Source organism: Lacibacter luteus (genome assembly GCF_004118265.1).
In the GTDB taxonomy this organism is placed as follows: Bacteria; Bacteroidota; Bacteroidia; order Chitinophagales; family Chitinophagaceae; genus Lacibacter; species Lacibacter luteus.
Genome location: NZ_SDHW01000001.1, coordinates 1,238,439 through 1,256,039, shown reverse-complemented (window position 1 = coordinate 1,256,039; position 17,601 = coordinate 1,238,439). Strand labels below are relative to the sequence as shown.

The window sequence follows — 17,601 nt, the reverse complement described above, 5'->3', positions numbered from 1 at the left end:
TCTCATTAACTTGATCATCATATAAAAAGCCATATGAAGCATATTTCAATTCTTGTACCTCTTGGTCATTCCAGTTTGCCAAATATTGATGGCACACACCAGATTTTGTCGGAGGTAAATAATATTCGGCAGGCTATGGGCATGGAGCCTGCTTTTCGTATTCAACTGGTTGGACTTGAAGGTTCTGTTCCGCAACGAAACGGATTGTATACCATACAGCCCGATGTGCTGATCAATGATGTAAAGAAAACCGATCTTATTATTATACCTGCCATGCATGGCGATCTGGAAAAAGCAATGCAAACAAATGCCGCATTTATTCCTTGGATTGTTGAGCAGTATGAACAAGGGGCAGAAGTAGCTACCTTCTGTATTGCTGTATTTCTGCTGGCGGCAACAGGTTTGCTCGATGGCAAGCGATGTGCTACACACTGGATTGCTGCAAATGATTTCCGCCGTATGTTTCCGCAGGTGAATTTAGTTGATGATCGTATTATGACGGAAGAAGATGGTTTGTACAGCAGCGGAGGTGCTTACTCTTTTTTAAACCTGCTGGCTTATCTTATTGAAAAATATGCAGGGCGGGAAGTAGCAGTGCGTATTGCAAAAACATTTATGATCGATATTGATCGTGAAAGTCAATCGCCCTTTATCATCTTTAATGGTCAGAAATCACACGAAGATGAATCGATCAAAAAAGCACAGGAATATATTGAACGTAATTACCAGGATAAAATAACGGTAGATCAATTGGCCGATATGTTGGCATTGGGCCGTCGTAACCTGGAGCGTCGGTTTAAAAAAGCAACAGCAAATACAGTAGTGGAATATATTCAACGTGTAAAAGTAGAAGCAGCCAAACGCCAGCTCGAAAGCGGCCGCAAGAATGTAAACGAAGTAATGTACGATACCGGTTATTCAGATGAAAAAGCATTCCGCACCGTTTTTCGTAAGATCACAGGGTTGTCGCCACTTGCCTATAGAAATAAATATCATAAGGAAGCGGTTGCGGTGTAAAATCATTTCAACACAACATTAGTATGAATACATCCATTACAACCATCGATGCTTACCTCGTAGATTTTCCTGTAAGCACACAAACTTTACTGCAGCAAATGCGTAGTACCATTGCTAAGGCAGCGCCAAAGGCCGAAGAAGCCATCAGCTACGGTATGCCAACCTTTAAGCTGCAGGGTAATCTTGTACATTTTGCCGGGTATAAAAATCATATTGGCTTTTATCCTGCACCTTCAGGTATCGAAGCATTTGCAGATGAATTGAAAAAATATAAAACATCAAAAGGTGCAATTCAATTCCCGATCGATGAAAAGTTGCCGCTTGCATTGGTAACGAAGATTGTAAAATTCCGTGTAAAGGAAAACCTGGAAAAAGCTGCAGCAAAAAAGAAGTAGCAGTTAATAAAAGTTTTTCTGCTTAAGCAATTCGCTGTTCTTCACATAAGGAATTACCGCTTCCACTTTGCAACCTTTGCCCGGTGAAGAAACAACAGTAATTCTTCCTGCAAAAGCCTTTACCCTTGCTTCCATATTGTTCAATCCAAGGCCTGCATGTTGTTTTAACGGATCGAAGCCTTTGCCGTTATCTGCAATGCTTAAATGCAGATCGTCGTTTTCAAGACTTAAGGAAATCAGAACTTCTGTAGCTGCAGCATGTTTTAAAACGTTGTTGAGCTGTTCCTGCACAATACGGAAGATTGCACGTTTTTGCTGCATATCAAGATCGGTAAAAGTATGGCTGTAATTAAAGCTTATGGTTAGTTTGCCTGTAGCAGTAATATTGTTAAACAAAACGTTTAAAGCATCTACAATGTTTTTTGCAGCTAATGTTGGAGGATTAATAGCGTGCGAAAGATGTCTTATTTCCTGTATGGAGTCATCTATCAATTGTCTTGCCTGCGGAAGATAGGTTTGACTTATTTCCCGGTTACGTTCAATCAGCTCCAGGTAGTGTTTCGTCATCGATAAAATCTGGCATACATTGTCGTGTAATTCGCCGCCAATAATTTCACGTTCCCTTTCCTGTGTCTGGATAACCTGCTGCATGATCAGTTGTTCACGATGATTACGTTCTTTAGCCAGCTCGTTTTCTAAACGCCTGCGTTCGGTTGCATCTCTTATTACAATAACTGCTACATGGCAACCGGTTTTCGATTTGTATAATGATGATGCAATCTCTCCTGTAAATACAGATCCGTTGGAGCGCTTCAGTTCCACTTCGCCATTAAATGCTTGCTGTCTATAAAATACAGCGGATGAATGAGCAGCAATTTCTGTTACAATAAATTCTGAAATGTTCCGCACAAAAGGCATTGGGTAATTCAACTTAAATACATTGTAAGCAGCTGCATTAAGATCGATGATGGTGCCGTTGTCTTCTGTAAGTAAAATAGCATCTTTACTGTTTTCAAACATTGAGCGGTATTTCTCTTCGCTTTCTGCAAGTGCATAAAAAAAGCGACGCCTGTTTTGAATACTCCTGATAATTACAAACAAAAACATCACAAGCAGTAACGTAATGATAGAAGTAAACAGCAGCGATTTTGTTTTTATTTTTGTGTAATCCCGTAATACATCAACTTCCCGTTTACCTACTGTCGCAATAATGGGATAGTTTTTTAGTTGGCGATAACTGAAGTAAGTGGGGATATGACGAATGGCATCCTTTGCGAAATAATTGTCAACAGGTTTGTTTTTTAAATGTTGAAACAAAGGGCTTTTTATGATGTTCTCACCATAACTCGCAACTGCGCCTGTTTTTCGTGCATAGGTTGTACCGTCGGGTGCAATTAATGAAACAATATCAAACGAATCAACAAAAGCGCCGTCAGAAAATGAAGTGAAGGTTTCCGGAAATATCTGTAAAGCAATAACTCCTGCAAACTGATTGTTTTTGTCGATGATTTTACGGCTGAGAACAATAACAGCTTTTGAAAACAGGCGTGATGTAATTGGTTTGCTGATGTAAAGACTGTCGTTTGCAGTAGTTGTATGAATTTGAAAATATTCTTTGGTTGTGAAGTTTGTAAGTGAGTCCGGATGAAATGGGTGAAAGGATGAAACAAGATCGCCATGTGCGTTCATGATCACTACACCTTCAAGTAGTTTTTGATCGATTGTAGTATTGTGCTCAAAAAGCTGGAAGTCGCTGAACGTATTGTTCTGTATATATTCTGATCGTACAACCTGCAGAATAAGGTCGGCATTTTGAATTGTTCGGATGGCAAAGCTTTCTAGCGCAAGCGCCTGGTTGGCATTAAGCTGCTTTGCCTTGTTAATTGCAAATTCTTTTTCTTTTTTCAGTTGTTGAAAAATGTTTACCCATAATAAAGCAATGAGTAAAGCTCCAAAGAGTATTACAGAGCTGATAGCAGAAATTGGATTTTTAGTCAACTTAAACATAGTATGCCGCCCCTGAAAGTAAACGAAGGTAGTTCTTCCTTACATATAAACCCATTCTATTATATATTGATCAACTTCGATATGTTGTTCTTTTAGCCAGATAGACTTGTTTATAAAGCAGGTTTGTACAAACTGGGTTGAAAAAAGCCTTTTTAAGAAGTGGCTGCAGCGTTTATGATGGTTGAAAAATACGAGTGCACATAATGTTGAAGTGCAGATTTTAGTTTGAAATTATTTTAAACTCTACTCTTCGGTTTAATTGCCGGCCCTCGTCGGTATCGTTTGTTGCAACAGGCACCGTTTCGCCATAACCTTTAAACGATAATCGATCGGGTGTTATGCCTTTCGATAAAATGTATTGCATTACAGCTTGTGCCCGGTTGTGGCTTAGCTTGATGTTGTATTCATCCGAACCTTTACTGTCGGTATGTGCGCCAAGCTCAATACTGATAGCAGGATTTTCGTTAAGCATCTTCACTACAAGATTTAATTCTACAAACGAAACGGGGCGGAGGTCCCATTTGTCGAAATCGAAAAACACATTGTTCAATCGTACAATCTGTCCCACTTCAATAGGAACGAGGTAAAGATCTTTATGAATGATTTTATTGCCTGCCTTTACCAGCGAATCGAGATTAAAGTTTTCCGATTGCGCAAAAAAGTGATCGGCTGTTGCCCGGATCATGTAATTCTTGTCGTAGGGTAGTGTAACCTGGAATGCACCATCGCCGGGAGCTGATAATCCTTCGCCTGCAGTTTGTCCGTCGGGCAAAGTTTCATAAATTAAACGGGCACTTAAGGGCTGCTTTGTTTTTGCATTGTAAACGTTACCTGTAATCAACAGTACAGGATCAGGCTTTTCCTTTTCAAGTAATTGCACACGCACAATATCACTCTTTCCCAACGATTGAAAGCTGCTGGTGAGGTATGCATATTCACCGCCTGCATCTAATGTAAAAAAAGCATCGAAGTCTGCAGTGTTAATCGGCTCGCCTAAATTAACAGGCTCGCTCCATTTTGTCCAGCTGCTGTCTAAACGCTTACTCATCCAAATGTCGTGATCGCCAATGCCACCGGGTCTGTCGCTGCTGAAATAAAGTGTAAGTCCATCGGCAGCAACATAAGGTGTCATTTGATTATAACCGGTAACATTAATTTTTTTGCCAACACTTTTTGGTTCACTCCAGGTGCCGTCGGGTTGTAAAAAGCAAACATAAATTTTATTCAGTCTGCTCTTGGCTTCTTCGCTCATGTACAGCAACAGTACCTGACCGTTGTTCGACATGCTTGCTCCCGATTGAAATCCACGATCGTATTTGTAATAGTTTTTTATTTTCAACATATCGGGTTTGCTCCACCGTCCGTCTTTTTGTACTTCGCTCATGCTTACACCATTGCCATAATAATCGCCGTTTACAAAAGCATTGCGTAAGAGTATTCTGTTCTTATCAGGCGATATCCAATACACAGCATTGTAGTGTGCAGTGTTGAAAGGGAAGCCTAAATGTTGTGCGTCTGTCCACTTGCCTGTTGCAGTATCACGAACGGAATACCAGATATCCTGCGAGTTGCGAACTTCGTGGGCATGATTGTTATCGGGATGGCTTTCGCAAATAAAAAATAACAAATTGCCGTCGGCAGAAATGGTTGGGCGTAATTCCGGAAGTTCGGAGTTAACACGAAAGCCCAGGTTTTCTATTTTAATGACAGTAGAAGCAGTAATAATTTTTTCTTTCTGTTCAATCAACTTGCCTGCAGTATCGGCCAGAGGTTGCGCAAAACAAGCAGAAGCAAAAAGTAAACAAAAAATAACAGATACAGATCGTTTCACGGGTAAAGGATTTGCTGCTAAGCTACAGCAAATCGTAGAGGTGAAAAATAGTAGAACAACGAATAAATGAAACGTAAATTATCAATAAGTAAATGTTGTTCTTTACATCTCCTGTAAATACTTCCGCACAAAACGAATGGCCATAGAACCTTCCCCTACTGCAGCAGAAATACCTGTCATTGCACCAAAGCGTACATCGCCTGAAGCAAAAATACCCGGCACACTTGTCTCCGAAAGAAAAGGTTCACGTTCTAATTTCCACACGGCTGCAAAAGATTTTTCTTTCATCAATTCACTACCGCTGAGAATAAATCCTTTTTCATCTTTTAATACAAGATCATCTAACCAACCGGTTCCCGGTCTTGTACCAATATAAATGAACAATGCTTTTGCAGGAACTGTTTTTTCTTCGCCCGTAACTGCATCTTTTAATGTGATGGTTTCAAGAATGGTTGAGCCTGAGCAGGCAATCACTTCTGTATGTGGAAGCACTTTGATGTTTGGCGTGTTGCTGATATTTTCTACAAGATAATTGGCAGCAACCTGTGAGAGTTTATCTTTTCGAATAAGAATATTTACATCTTTTGCAAACTTGCTCATGTACATGGCAGCCTGGCAAGCCGAATTGCCGCCGCCAATAATATAAATGCTTTCGTTGCGGCATGCCTGCGCTTCAACAGCAGCAGCGCCATAATATACACCCGCACCGGTAAACGAATCCATGCCTTCCACTTCTAATTTTTTATAAGCAACACCGGTGGCTATAACAACTGCTTTGCTATGTATCTGCGAGCCATCTGTTAACTCTGTGATCTTATAACCATCTTTAACGCTGATGCTTTTTACTTCCTGTGGTGTAAGAATTTCTGTACCGAAACGAAGTGTTTGTGTAATGGCTCTTCTGCTTAACTCAGCACCTGATAAACCTGTTGGGAAGCCAAGATAATTTTCAATACGTGCACTGCTACTGGCTTGTCCACCGGGATTGCTTCGCTCGATCAACAATGTTTTTAAACCTTCGCATGAACCATAAACTGATGCTGCAAGTCCTGCAGGCCCTGCACCAATGATGAGTACATCATACATTTCTTTGGTTGCTTTTTGTTGCAGGCCCACACGCTCTGCAAGTGTAGATAATTCAGGATTACTAACGACAGAACCATCTTTTAAAATCACCAATGGAAGATCTGATGTTGATGCATTGGCACTGATGAGATATTTTTCTGCTTCAGGATCATTCTCTACATCCATCCAGATGTAAGGAACAAGATTTCCCGAAAGAAATTCTTTGAGTGCATGACTTTTAGGCGACCATTGAAAACCGATGATCCTTGTTGCTTCATGATCGGGCTTATACAATGCCTGCCATTCATCTAACAGATCATTCACTACAGGAAATAATTTTTCTTCAGCAGGATGCCAGGGTTTCAGTAAATAGTAATCCAGTTTAACTGTGTTGATAGCTTTGATAGCTGCTTCGATATCAGAATAGGCAGTAAGCAATACTTTTTTTGCTTCCGGAAAAATTTCATTTGCCAGTTCAAGAAAAGCAACGCCTTCCATTTCGGGCATACGTTGATCTGAAATGAATAAGGCCACTACTTCGTTCTTCAACTTCAGTTCTTTAATTAGTTCAAGAGCCTCTGTTGCTGATTCTGTTGCTGCTATTTTGTAATCATCACGGTACTGGTTGCGAATGTCCCGTTGAATAGCACGAAGCACCTGAACATCGTCATCAATTAATATGATATAAGGAAGTTTCATCTTTTTTGTTTATGCTATTGATTGTGTGATATGATTTGTTGCGATAGTGGAATACAAACTTTAAACACTGTTCTGCCGGGCGCTGATTCAACTTTTATATCAGCATTATGCCTTTTAATGATGCGGTTTACAATATCTAATCCAATGCCAGTGCCTTCGCCCACTTTCTTGGTGGTGAAGAACGGATCAAAAATGCGGGAAGCAATTTCTTTTGGAATACCTTTTCCATTGTCGATGATCGCAACTGTTACATCTTTTGAAGTGCAGGTTGTTTCAATGGTAAGTATTCCGTTTTGTTCTAAGGCGAAAATAGCATTGTCAATTAAGTTCGTCCACACCTGGTTCAGTTCGCCAACATAAGCAGGCACTACGGGCATATCAGCACAAAACTTTTTCACCACTTCAATATTCTTTCCACGCAACTTAAATCCGAGCAGTGTTAATGTGTTTTCAATATCAGTATGAACATTGGTTGTTTGCAGATCGTTTGTGCGATCCATGTGCACATGACTTTTAATAGAAGCAACCAACTTTGAAATACGATCTGAAGCATCGCTGAGATCCTTGATCATTTTTTGCGAACTGATGAGATTTTCCAACCACGGAACTACACGTGTAAATGCATCTGCTCCTGCATCAGTACGTATCTGTTCCAGTTCATCTAACGAAAGTCCAAATTCAGCAAAGGTCTCTGCTGCTTCACGTTGCTTTATACCGTTGCTCTCCAGCCAGTCTTCAATATCATCTTCGGCCTGTATCCGTTGCATGGTAGTGTGCTTGGTTATTTCTGTTATTGTGGTTTCCTTTTTTTCAATGATTGAATGAATGGTTTGAATGTGCTCAGCTGTCATATTGCAATCGAGCAATTGCCTGGTAAGTATGTAATTGCGTGTTACACGTTTTGTAAGCTCGTCGGCAATACCGCTGATGGCTGCTGCCGGATTATTTAACTCATGTGCAATGCCGGCTGCAAGATTACCTAGTGCGTCGATCTTTTCGTGTTGCAATTGTGTGGTGGCAAATATTCTTGCACGTTCGGTCATGTAACCAATGAGCCGTTGAATGAGATCAGGATTTAATAATTCCAGCTCATGAAAATGATCTTTATGAAGACGCAGCATTTTTACATCGCCCAAGGCATAGGAATAGCCGGGCATTGTTTTCATTCTAGAGTATGGCAGTAATCCACCCACGCCCCCGGTGGTACTGGTATTTTCAAACGTAAAATAATAAACCTGTCGTCCGTTAATGTACATGTAGAACGTAACTTTTCCTTCCAATGCAATCCACATCACTTCGGCCGGGTCGCCATATTTTACAATGATATCGCCATCCTGGTATTCTTCGTATTTCGAACGATCGATGATCCATTGCAAATGTTCATCAGGCAGATCGCTGAATGCAATAACTTTTCTCAGATCTTCAATTGATGGCTGCATAAAAGTTTACTTAATAATAAATGATGTTGAGGCAGGGAATATCACCAGGTGTTGATCATAAAGCCAGGTACTTAAATATACAACAGTATTTTACAAACACAAACGCCACTGCAATGCAGTGGCGTTTGATGATGGGTATATTTTTTTTACTTACTGTAAACTGCTTTTGTTGTTGATTCGCCACGTGAAGAAGTGGTTTGCGTAACAACTGAAAGTAAACCTTCGCTTGTGAGCGACCATGTTTCAACTGATTTAAATTCCATTGTCTGACCATCTCTTTCAAAGGTCATAACGCTGTTGATGGTGAGTGTTGATCCGTCATCCGACCATTTTGCAGTTGATTTTCTTTTTGATCCACCAAAACCTTCTGATTCTGTCGTTTTACCATCGTAGGTTACTGTAAATGTAGTAGTAACCGGGTTACCGCCATTAAAACCGGGAGTTGTTCTGCTGATGGTTAAATCATTTTCTTTTTGTTCTGCTTTTAATGAGCGTGCTGTGCGCCCGGCAGCATTGCCTAATTCACTTTTTGATTCATCTAATTTCCATTCGCCGGAAAAATTAGCCCGGTAAGTTACTGTGGTAAATGAAAAAAGAAGGAGGCAGGGAATCGTTAATGCATAAAAGATGTTGCTGAGGAAAATCTTTTTCATATTAATTGTTTTAAGTCATTAAATATAAAGAGAAATAGAGGAGGTTGTTGAATAAGTGTTAGCCGTTTAAGTAAATTTCACTATTTCGAAATTTGATGCTTTATATAAAAGCAGTAGGAATTGTCAATAATTCTATTGAAAGAATTGCAGAAGGAAAAGTGCTAATGAGTGACATGCTTCGGTTTGTGTCGCATGAAATAAGGACAGACAAGAACGATTACAAGTAAAAACTAATTAATTTTTTTAGGCAGGGTTTTAGTCAATGTAAGGATCCATAAGACCTTGAGATTTGTGCCCTTGTTTTTCTGTCAATTGTCCTTTGTTTATACTTGCATTTATTTCATTCGAATAAATGTAGTTGCCTTTTGAAATTAATAGCTTATATCTGATTTTCGTCTTTATTTTTCCAGTAAACCTTGGAATAACAAAAGCCCAGAATTGATTTGTCTTTAAATAAACATTGTGATAACTATTTCCACACCAACTGCTTGGCAAGTATTCAATTGCTTGCCATTCGTTCTTATAAAAAGCCTCTGCAATAATCGAAAGCCTACTGTCGGAGGCTTCAAGTTTTAAAATAGTGTCAGTCTTATTTCCTAAAAATAGATTGTAGCCATTGAATTTGTCTGCGATACTTACAATTTTTGTTGTATCAATCTTTAAAAATATTCCAGTTTCATCGAAAATTATACTGTCATTAATTTGCTTTGCGAGATTATCCGAACTGCCGAAACCACCCGCTGCAGTTGTGTCTTCAATGCTTGAGTGAGCATAGATTTGCCCCCGCAGTTTATATTTTATATTTAAGTCCTTTTTTACCTGTCCAAGAGCTGTTACGTAGAGAAAGAATAGTGCAAATGTTAAAAGGTTATGTTTCATAATTTATAGGTTGATGCAAAATGATCTACTGTTACATAAACCTCCGCAGAAAAATATGGAGACTTTTTATATCTTGTTATTTACCTCATAACATTATCCACTAATCCCTTCAACTCTCTATACTTTTCATGTCGCCCATTGTTTTTTAAATTGTACACAAACAAAAACGCACAATACTTTTTATCATTATCGATCCAGGGGAAACTTCCAAACAATCCGGGGCTGCTTACGGCAACGCCTCGTTTCGAAACCGGCATCGCATCTTTCTTTTCACTCACCGCCAATGGCGCATCAATGATCCATTCACCAAAACCATAACCCCAGTTGCCTGCTTCTTCAGGTGAATATGCTAATTCAACATCACGGCTTAAGCGGTTTTTCTGCATTTCATTCACCAATGCTTTGCTGATAATGCGTTTGCCATTGAACTCTCCTTCATTTAATAACATGATCAGGAAATTCATATAATCTTCCGGAGTGCTGTAAGCTCCGCCTGCTGCAAGTGGTACTCCATTCTTTCCAAAATCGGTATTCTTCATTTCAAGCGGATCGGCAATGCGTTCCTTGAAAGCAGTTTCAAAATCTTTTTCACTTACTTTTTCAATAATGGCTGCAACGATTTGTAAACCGGTGTTACTGTAATGAAAATATTTGCCGGGTGTGCCTTCCATCGGCAACATGGCAATTTGTTCAATGGCTTCAAACATTGTTTTTACGTTTTTCATTCCTCCAAGCATATCACGCAAACCACCGCTTTTAATACCTGTTGTATGATTTAAGCATTGCCATACTTTAATGCCGCCTTTGCCATACTTTGTCATTACAGGAAGAAATTTACCAACGGAGTCGGTCAGGCGAACTTTGTTCTCATCAATATATGTCATCAGTAATGCAGCAGTCAGCCATTTGCTGCTGCTGGCAATACGTTCACGTGTAGTAGTGGTATAATCCTGCAACACATCTTCCACATCCTTGCCCTGCACTTTGGCTTTGATCTTTCCACGGTTCTGCTGTGCTTTAGTTAAATTGTTAAAGTTTTGTGTGTATACAAATTTTCCATCCTTATAGATCATTAATACAGCCCGGCCGCCTAAGTCGGTAAGATTGGTATTTACCCAATCGTTCACCTTGCTGAAATCCTGTTGGGCAAAAGCAAACTGAAAGAATAACAGAAAAACAAGACTGGCACTGACTTTGGGGCGGATGTTGAAGCGATTAAATGACATTCTTTCTGATTTTTTTTATTGGATTGTGATTTGAGAACAATGTTTAAAACAATGGAACTATGAATTTAGGAAACTTCACTATAAAAGCAGCAGAGGCAGTGCAGCAGGCGCAGCAGTTAGCCTTTAATGTGCAAAATACCAATATCGAAACCGAGCATTTGTTGAAAGCATTGCTCGACCAGGAAGAGAGCCCGGTTGAATACTTATTGAAGAAGAATAATGTTACGATCAATCTTGTTGAAACAAAACTGGATGATGCAATTAATCGTTTACCTAAAACGAGCGGAGAAGCTGCACAATCCATCAGCCGTGAGGCAAACAGCGTGGTGCTGCGTGCAGGTGCTGCATTAAAAAGTTTTGGCGATGAGTTTGTTACTCCCGAGCATTTGTTATTGGCAATTGTGCAGGGTAACGATTCTACAGCAAAGCTGTTGAAAGATGCAGGCTTAACTGAAAAAGGGTTGATAACTGCAATTAAAGATTTGCGCAAAGGCGATACCGTAAAAAGTCAAACACAGGAAACACAGTTCAATGCACTCAACAAGTATGCAAAGAATTTAATTGAAATGGCCAGACAAGGAAAGCTTGATCCTGTTATTGGTCGTGATGAAGAGATACGCCGTACGTTACACATCTTAACACGCCGTAGTAAAAACAACCCCATTCTTGTGGGTGAACCTGGTGTTGGTAAAACAGCCATTGCAGAAGGCTTGGCCATGCGTATTGTAAATGGTGATGTGCCGGAGAATTTAAAATCGAAGATCATTTATGCATTGGATATGGGGCAACTCATTGCCGGTGCAAAATATAAAGGTGAGTTTGAAGAACGTTTGAAAAGTGTAGTGAAAGAGGTAAGTACCAGCGATGGTGAAATTATTTTGTTCATTGATGAAATTCATACGCTTGTTGGTGCAGGCGGCGGCGAAGGCGCAATGGATGCAGCCAACATCCTGAAGCCTGCACTGGCAAGAGGTGAATTGCGTGCAATAGGTGCCACCACCTTAAACGAATACCAGAAGTTTTTTGAAAAAGACAAAGCACTCGAACGTCGTTTCCAGAAAGTGATGATCGATGAGCCAAGTGTGGAAGATGCTGTTTCAATTCTTCGAGGGTTAAAAGACCGTTACGAAACGCACCATCATGTACGTATTAAAGACGAAGCAATTATTGCCGCAGTTGAATTGAGTGTTCGTTACATCACCGATCGTTTCTTACCCGATAAAGCAATTGATCTCATCGATGAAAGTGCAGCCAAGCTTCGTTTGGAAATGAACAGCATGCCCGAAGAACTGGATAAACTTGAGCGCCAGATCCGTCAATTGGAAATTGAGCGTGAAGCGATCAAAAGAGAAAGTGATGAACAGAAGTTAAAAGAGCTGAACACAGAGATCGCTAATCTTTCTGTTGAACGTGATACACTCAAGGCAAAATGGAAAGAGGAAAAAGAATTGGTGGAGAAAGTGCAAAGCGCAAAGGCCGAAATTGAAAACTTAAAACTCCAGGCCGAACGTGCAGAACGTGAAGGTGATTATGGTAAAGTGGCCGAAATCCGTTACGGTAAAGTAAAAGAGCAGGAAGCAATTATTGCAGAATTAAGCAAGCAGCTTGCTACAAGCAGCGAAAAGCGTTTGTTGAAGGAAGAAGTGGATGCGGAAGATATTGCGGAGAACATTGCTAAGATGACAGGTATTCCTGTTTCTAAAATGATGCAGAGCGAACGGGAAAAATTATTGCACCTGGAAGATGAGTTGCATAATCGTGTAATTGGCCAGAATGAAGCGATCACTGCTGTGGCAGATGCCATCCGCAGAAGCAGGGCAGGGCTGAGCGATCCGAAGAAACCGATTGGCTCCTTTATTTTTCTTGGTACAACCGGTGTTGGTAAAACAGAATTGGCGAAAGCATTAGCCGAATACCTGTTTGATGATGAGAGCATGATGACGAGGATTGATATGAGTGAGTACCAGGAAAAACATACTGTTTCCCGCCTGGTTGGTGCACCTCCGGGCTACGTGGGCTACGATGAAGGTGGTCAGCTCACCGAGGCTGTTCGTCGCAAACCCTACAGCGTGGTGCTGCTCGATGAAATTGAAAAAGCCCACCCCGATGTTTGGAACGTGTTGCTGCAGGTACTCGACGATGGCCGCTTAACCGATAATAAGGGCCGTGTGGTAAACTTTAAGAATACTATCATCATTATGACCAGTAATATCGGTAGTCATTTGATTACCGAGGCGTACGAAGGCGTAAACACTGAAAATGAGATAGATAAGGCGGCAGAAAGAGCGAAACTGGAAGTTATGACGTTGTTACGACAAACCATTCGCCCCGAATTTTTGAATCGTGTGGATGAAATTATTATGTTTGCACCCTTACTTCGAAAGGAAATCAAATCCATTATTCGCATTCAGCTAAATAACCTGAAGAAACTGGTGGCCCAAAGTGGTTTACAGCTGGAATTTTCTGACTACACCCTTGAATTCCTGGCCGAAAATGGTTTCGACCCGCAGTTTGGAGCAAGACCCTTAAAGCGATTGATCCAAAAAGAAATTGTAAATGGCTTAAGCCGGAAAATTTTATCAGGCGATGTAGACCGTAGCCAAAAAGTAATTGTTGACGTGTTTGACGGTGTAGTTGTTTTCAGAAATGAAAATGGGCATACAGCCTCAGCAAAAGGAAACACAAAAGCAGCAGTTAACTAATGGTCGGTCGGCAACAACTGAATCATCATTCATAAAAAAGGAACAAACATGGCACAAAAAACAACGGACATAGAAATAATACCACCAAAGGACATTTGGGTAGGAAATAAAAAAGCGCCGGTGAAACTGGTAATGTATGGCGATTATGAAAGTGAAGCCTGTGCAAAAGCAAACGAAGTGGTTAATCAGTTGCTGGAGAAGTTTGAAGACGGCGTACAGTTTAACTTCCGTCACTTTCCGTTAACACGTATTCACCAGCGTGCTCAAAAAGCTGCAGAAGCTTCTGTTGGTGCTGCACAGGAAGGCGAAGGCAAATTCTGGGATATGCACAACACCTTGTTTGCACACCGCCGCAACCTGGGCACTATCAGCTTAAAAGGTTATGCAAAAGATGTTGGTGTTACCGATAAAAACTTTTTAACCAAGCTGGTTGATTCGGTATATGGCTGGAGCGTAAGAGCCGATTTGCTGGAGGGTGCCGATAAAGGTATTACAGATGTACCTTATTTCTACATCAACGGCGAGCCCTACAAAGGTCCGGTAAACCTCAGCGCATTTTGCAAAGTAATTGAGCCCTTAACAAAGCAAAAGAAAGCTGCTGCAAAAACAGCGGTTAAGAAAAGAGCATAAAATAGTGTGGCAATTTTTTTAAGGCAATGGAGTAATTCCATTGCCTTTTTTGTTTGTTAGAGGTTGAAAAAAAACTTCTGCCTTTTTTCTTTAAACAATCATCTTTGCAACCTTAATCATCAATTATGGCCTCCAACCGCAACGCTGCTATCGGTTTTATTTTCATTACAATGCTTATTGATGTTATTGGTTTCGGCATCATTATTCCGGTAATGCCCAAGCTTATTGAAGAGTTGGGGCATGCCAATGTAAGCAAGGCATCGCAGATTGGTGGTTGGTTATTGTTTGCATTTGCCATTACACAGTTTGTGTTTTCGCCGTTAATGGGCAATCTCAGCGACAGGTATGGTCGCCGACCCGTTATTCTTGCATCACTGTTTGGCTTTGCAGTCGATTATCTTTTTTTAGCTTTTGCACCTACATTAGGTTGGTTGTTCATTGGTCGTATTGTAGCAGGTATTACGGGTGCAAGCTTTACAGCTGCCTCTGCTTACATTGCCGACATCAGCACACCCGAAGACCGTGCAAAGAATTTCGGCATGATCGGTGCTGCATTTGGATTAGGTTTTGTAATTGGCCCCGCCTTAGGTGGTTTGTTGGGCGGCTTTGGTCCACGTGTGCCATTTATGGTGGCCGCTGCTTTGTGTTTGTTGAATTTCCTTTATGGATTATTTGTTCTCCCCGAATCGTTAAAGCCCGAAAACAGACGCAAGTTCGAATGGGTACGAACACTGCCCTTTGTTACGCTTATCAGGTTGCGTCAGTATCCTGCCATTGGCGGGTTAGTAATTGCTCTTTTTTTGGTTTACCTCGGCAGCCATGCTGTACACAGTAACTGGAGTTTCTTTACGATCGAACGTTTTAAATGGGATTCGAAGATGATCGGTATTTCGCTGGCTGTTGTTGGTTTGCTGGTAGGCGCAGTGCAGGCGGGTTTAACAAGGGTGGTCAACCCACGTCTTGGAAACGAAAAAAGCATTTACATCGGTCTGGCACTTTATGCATTTGGTATGGGCTTGTTTGCATTAGCAACACAAAGCTGGATGATGTTTGCTTTTCTCGTTCCTTATTGCCTCGGTGGTATTTGTGGCCCGGCTTTGCAATCGATCATGACGGGCTTAGTACCGGCTAATCAGCAAGGCGAATTGCAAGGCTCACTTTCGGCACTCATGAGTTTTAGTTCTATTCTTGGACCTATTATGATGACGAATATTTTTGCGGCGTTTACAGGCCCTAAAGCACCGGTATATTTTCCCGGCGCCCCATTTGTGCTTGGCTCGGTATTTATGCTTGCAAGTGCAGGAGTCGCCTTCTATTCACTTCATCATAAAAAAGCTTTAAGGACACAGTAATGCCACACAGCAGACAGCTGTCAATAATCAACAAAGGAAAGGGCTGCTATTTCGGATTTCGCCTGAAATAATCATCCAGTGAAATTGGTCCGCCTCCTTCAATAAAAAATACAAACAGCAGTACCAATATCATCAGCGATAAACCAAGCTCCGACTGCGAACCCATAAAGCTCTTTTGCGAAAGCACCAATAAAAATGCTCCTGCCAAAATGGGGATCTGCAACAACACTGCCCAACGTGTAAATAAACCCACAATAATGAGGATTCCTCCCAAAAGATGCGCCCATGGAATAAGTGTAACAAGCCAGTTCTGAGAAGAGAAAATGCTTTGCTGTAAAATGTTCTGCAGAGTTGCGTCGTTACTGATGAACGAAATACCTTTTAACAGAAGGCTGAAACCAAGTGCTATTCGCAAAACCACCAGCCATTTGGGGTGATGGGTAATGCTCCAATTTTCCAATTGCTGTAATGTACCCATAACTTAAAATTTAGCGAAGAAAAACAGGTTTTCTTCATGGCAATTGCATCGAAAAAGATGCCAGAACTCTGTGTATGCCAAAACGCTCGTTAACAACGTTTACGGGCTAAATTTTTCAAAAATCCACAATCCAAAATCACCGATTTATTTTTAACCTCGTCCCCTTATCTTTGCCACTCTAAAAAAATTACGACGTGGCCACTAAATTCACGAAAGAAACATATCTCTACTGGTACGAGTTAATGCTGCTCCTCCGCCGTTTTGAAGAAAAAACAGGTCAACTTTATGGAATGCAAAAGATCCGTGGTTTTTGTCACCTCTACATTGGCCAGGAAGCCATTGCAGCAGGATGTATGACAGCTACCAAGCCTGAAGATAAAATGATCACAGCTTATCGTGATCATGCTTTAGCTATTGCAAAGGGCGTAAGTGCAAAGTCTTGTATGGCTGAAATGTTTGGTAAAGCTACAGGCTGTTCAAAAGGTAAAGGTGGCAGTATGCACTTTTTTGGTGCAGATGTTGGCTTCTTTGGCGGTCATGGTATTGTGGGTGCACAAATTGGTACCGGTGCAGGATTGGCATTTGCCGATAAGTACAACGGTAACGACAATGTTACACTTGCATTTTTTGGTGATGGTGCTGCCCGCCAGGGTATGTTGCACGAAACGTTTAACCTGGCAATGCTTTGGAAGCTGCCGGTTATTTTTATTTGTGAAAATAACAACTATGCAATGGGTACTTCTGTAACCCGTACAAGTAATGTGGTTGATATTTATAAACTGGCTGATGCATACGAAATGCCTGCAGACAGTATTGATGGTATGGATCCTGAAGCGGTACATGAAGCTGTTGCACGTGCGGTAAAACGTGGCAGAGCTGGCGAAGGGCCAACTTTACTGGAAATTAAAACCTACCGTTATAAAGGTCACTCAATGAGTGATCCGCAGAAATATCGTTCTAAAGACGAGGTAGAAGAATACAAACAACGTGACCCAATTGAAACTTCAAAACAAAAATTATTGGAAGTATTTGGTGTAAGCGAAGCAGAAATTGAAGCAATCAATGAGCGTGTTCGTGTAGAAGTGGAAGAGTGTGTGAAGTTTGCTGAAGAAAGCCCATGGCCAACTGAAGATGAACTGCTGAAGGATGTTTATATTGATCAGAACTATCCGTTCATTGTAGACTAATATTTAGCATAACGAAGCTTTAGCTATATTCAATTCAATCA

General features: G+C 40.9%; 14 protein-coding genes. 6 read left to right on the top strand and 8 right to left on the bottom strand.

Annotated features, from left to right (window positions below; translation table 11 throughout):
* Window positions 1-33 precede the first annotated feature (33 nt).
* Together ESA94_RS04805 and ESA94_RS04800 are read left to right on the top strand one after the other, a co-directional pair.
* On the top strand, window positions 34-1,017 hold the full coding sequence (locus tag ESA94_RS04805) for a GlxA family transcriptional regulator (RefSeq protein ID WP_129129707.1): 984 nt from the start codon (window positions 34-36) through the stop codon (window positions 1,015-1,017).
* A gap of 23 nt (window positions 1,018-1,040) precedes the next feature.
* Window positions 1,041-1,412 (top strand): iron chaperone, encoded by a 372-nt coding sequence (locus ESA94_RS04800; RefSeq protein ID WP_129129706.1) that lies wholly within the window; start codon window positions 1,041-1,043, stop codon window positions 1,410-1,412.
* A 3-nt stretch (window positions 1,413-1,415) separates the two neighbouring features.
* Here the strand turns inward: ESA94_RS04800 and ESA94_RS04795 are convergent, their stop codons facing one another.
* The 7 genes from ESA94_RS04795 to ESA94_RS04765 form a co-directional block, all read right to left on the bottom strand.
* Window positions 1,416-3,410 (bottom strand): PAS domain S-box protein, encoded by a 1,995-nt coding sequence (locus ESA94_RS04795; RefSeq protein ID WP_164972651.1) that lies wholly within the window; start codon window positions 3,408-3,410, stop codon window positions 1,416-1,418.
* 229 nt (window positions 3,411-3,639) lie between these two features.
* Window positions 3,640-5,250 (bottom strand): OmpA family protein, encoded by a 1,611-nt coding sequence (locus tag ESA94_RS04790; protein WP_129129704.1) that lies wholly within the window; start codon window positions 5,248-5,250, stop codon window positions 3,640-3,642.
* Between the two features lie 102 nt (window positions 5,251-5,352).
* Window positions 5,353-7,014 carry an FAD-dependent oxidoreductase gene (locus ESA94_RS04785; protein ID WP_129129703.1) on the bottom strand — a complete coding sequence of 554 codons (1,662 nt, stop codon included), beginning with the start codon at window positions 7,012-7,014 and terminating at the stop codon, window positions 5,353-5,355.
* A 14-nt stretch (window positions 7,015-7,028) separates the two neighbouring features.
* Complete coding sequence (locus ESA94_RS04780; RefSeq protein ID WP_129129702.1) at window positions 7,029-8,453, bottom strand: ATP-binding protein; 1,425 nt, start codon at window positions 8,451-8,453, stop codon at window positions 7,029-7,031.
* A gap of 146 nt (window positions 8,454-8,599) precedes the next feature.
* Window positions 8,600-9,106 carry a lipocalin/fatty acid-binding family protein gene (locus tag ESA94_RS04775; protein ID WP_129129701.1) on the bottom strand — a complete coding sequence of 169 codons (507 nt, stop codon included), beginning with the start codon at window positions 9,104-9,106 and terminating at the stop codon, window positions 8,600-8,602.
* Between the two features lie 255 nt (window positions 9,107-9,361).
* On the bottom strand, window positions 9,362-9,985 hold the full coding sequence (locus tag ESA94_RS04770; RefSeq protein ID WP_129129700.1) for a hypothetical protein: 624 nt from the start codon (window positions 9,983-9,985) through the stop codon (window positions 9,362-9,364).
* A gap of 80 nt (window positions 9,986-10,065) precedes the next feature.
* Window positions 10,066-11,211 (bottom strand): serine hydrolase domain-containing protein, encoded by a 1,146-nt coding sequence (locus tag ESA94_RS04765; RefSeq protein WP_129129699.1) that lies wholly within the window; start codon window positions 11,209-11,211, stop codon window positions 10,066-10,068.
* A 59-nt stretch (window positions 11,212-11,270) separates the two neighbouring features.
* Here ESA94_RS04765 and clpB point away from each other — a divergent pair, with 59 nt between their 5' ends.
* From clpB to ESA94_RS04750, 3 genes are all read left to right on the top strand, one after another.
* Window positions 11,271-13,913 carry an ATP-dependent chaperone ClpB gene (gene clpB, locus ESA94_RS04760; protein ID WP_129129698.1) on the top strand — a complete coding sequence of 881 codons (2,643 nt, stop codon included), beginning with the start codon at window positions 11,271-11,273 and terminating at the stop codon, window positions 13,911-13,913.
* Window positions 13,914-13,961: 48 nt separating this feature from the next.
* The gene (locus ESA94_RS04755; protein ID WP_129129697.1) at window positions 13,962-14,543 is read left to right on the top strand and encodes a DsbA family protein; all 582 of its coding nucleotides are present in this window, start codon (window positions 13,962-13,964) and stop codon (window positions 14,541-14,543) included.
* A gap of 125 nt (window positions 14,544-14,668) precedes the next feature.
* Window positions 14,669-15,895 carry a TCR/Tet family MFS transporter gene (locus ESA94_RS04750; RefSeq protein WP_129129696.1) on the top strand — a complete coding sequence of 409 codons (1,227 nt, stop codon included), beginning with the start codon at window positions 14,669-14,671 and terminating at the stop codon, window positions 15,893-15,895.
* A gap of 46 nt (window positions 15,896-15,941) precedes the next feature.
* Here ESA94_RS04750 and ESA94_RS04745 read toward each other — a convergent pair whose 3' ends face one another.
* Window positions 15,942-16,373 carry a DoxX family protein gene (locus ESA94_RS04745; RefSeq protein ID WP_129129695.1) on the bottom strand — a complete coding sequence of 144 codons (432 nt, stop codon included), beginning with the start codon at window positions 16,371-16,373 and terminating at the stop codon, window positions 15,942-15,944.
* A gap of 194 nt (window positions 16,374-16,567) precedes the next feature.
* Here ESA94_RS04745 and pdhA point away from each other — a divergent pair, with 194 nt between their 5' ends.
* Window positions 16,568-17,560 (top strand): pyruvate dehydrogenase (acetyl-transferring) E1 component subunit alpha, encoded by a 993-nt coding sequence (pdhA, locus tag ESA94_RS04740; RefSeq protein ID WP_129129694.1) that lies wholly within the window; start codon window positions 16,568-16,570, stop codon window positions 17,558-17,560.
* Window positions 17,561-17,601: the final 41 nt, after the last annotated feature.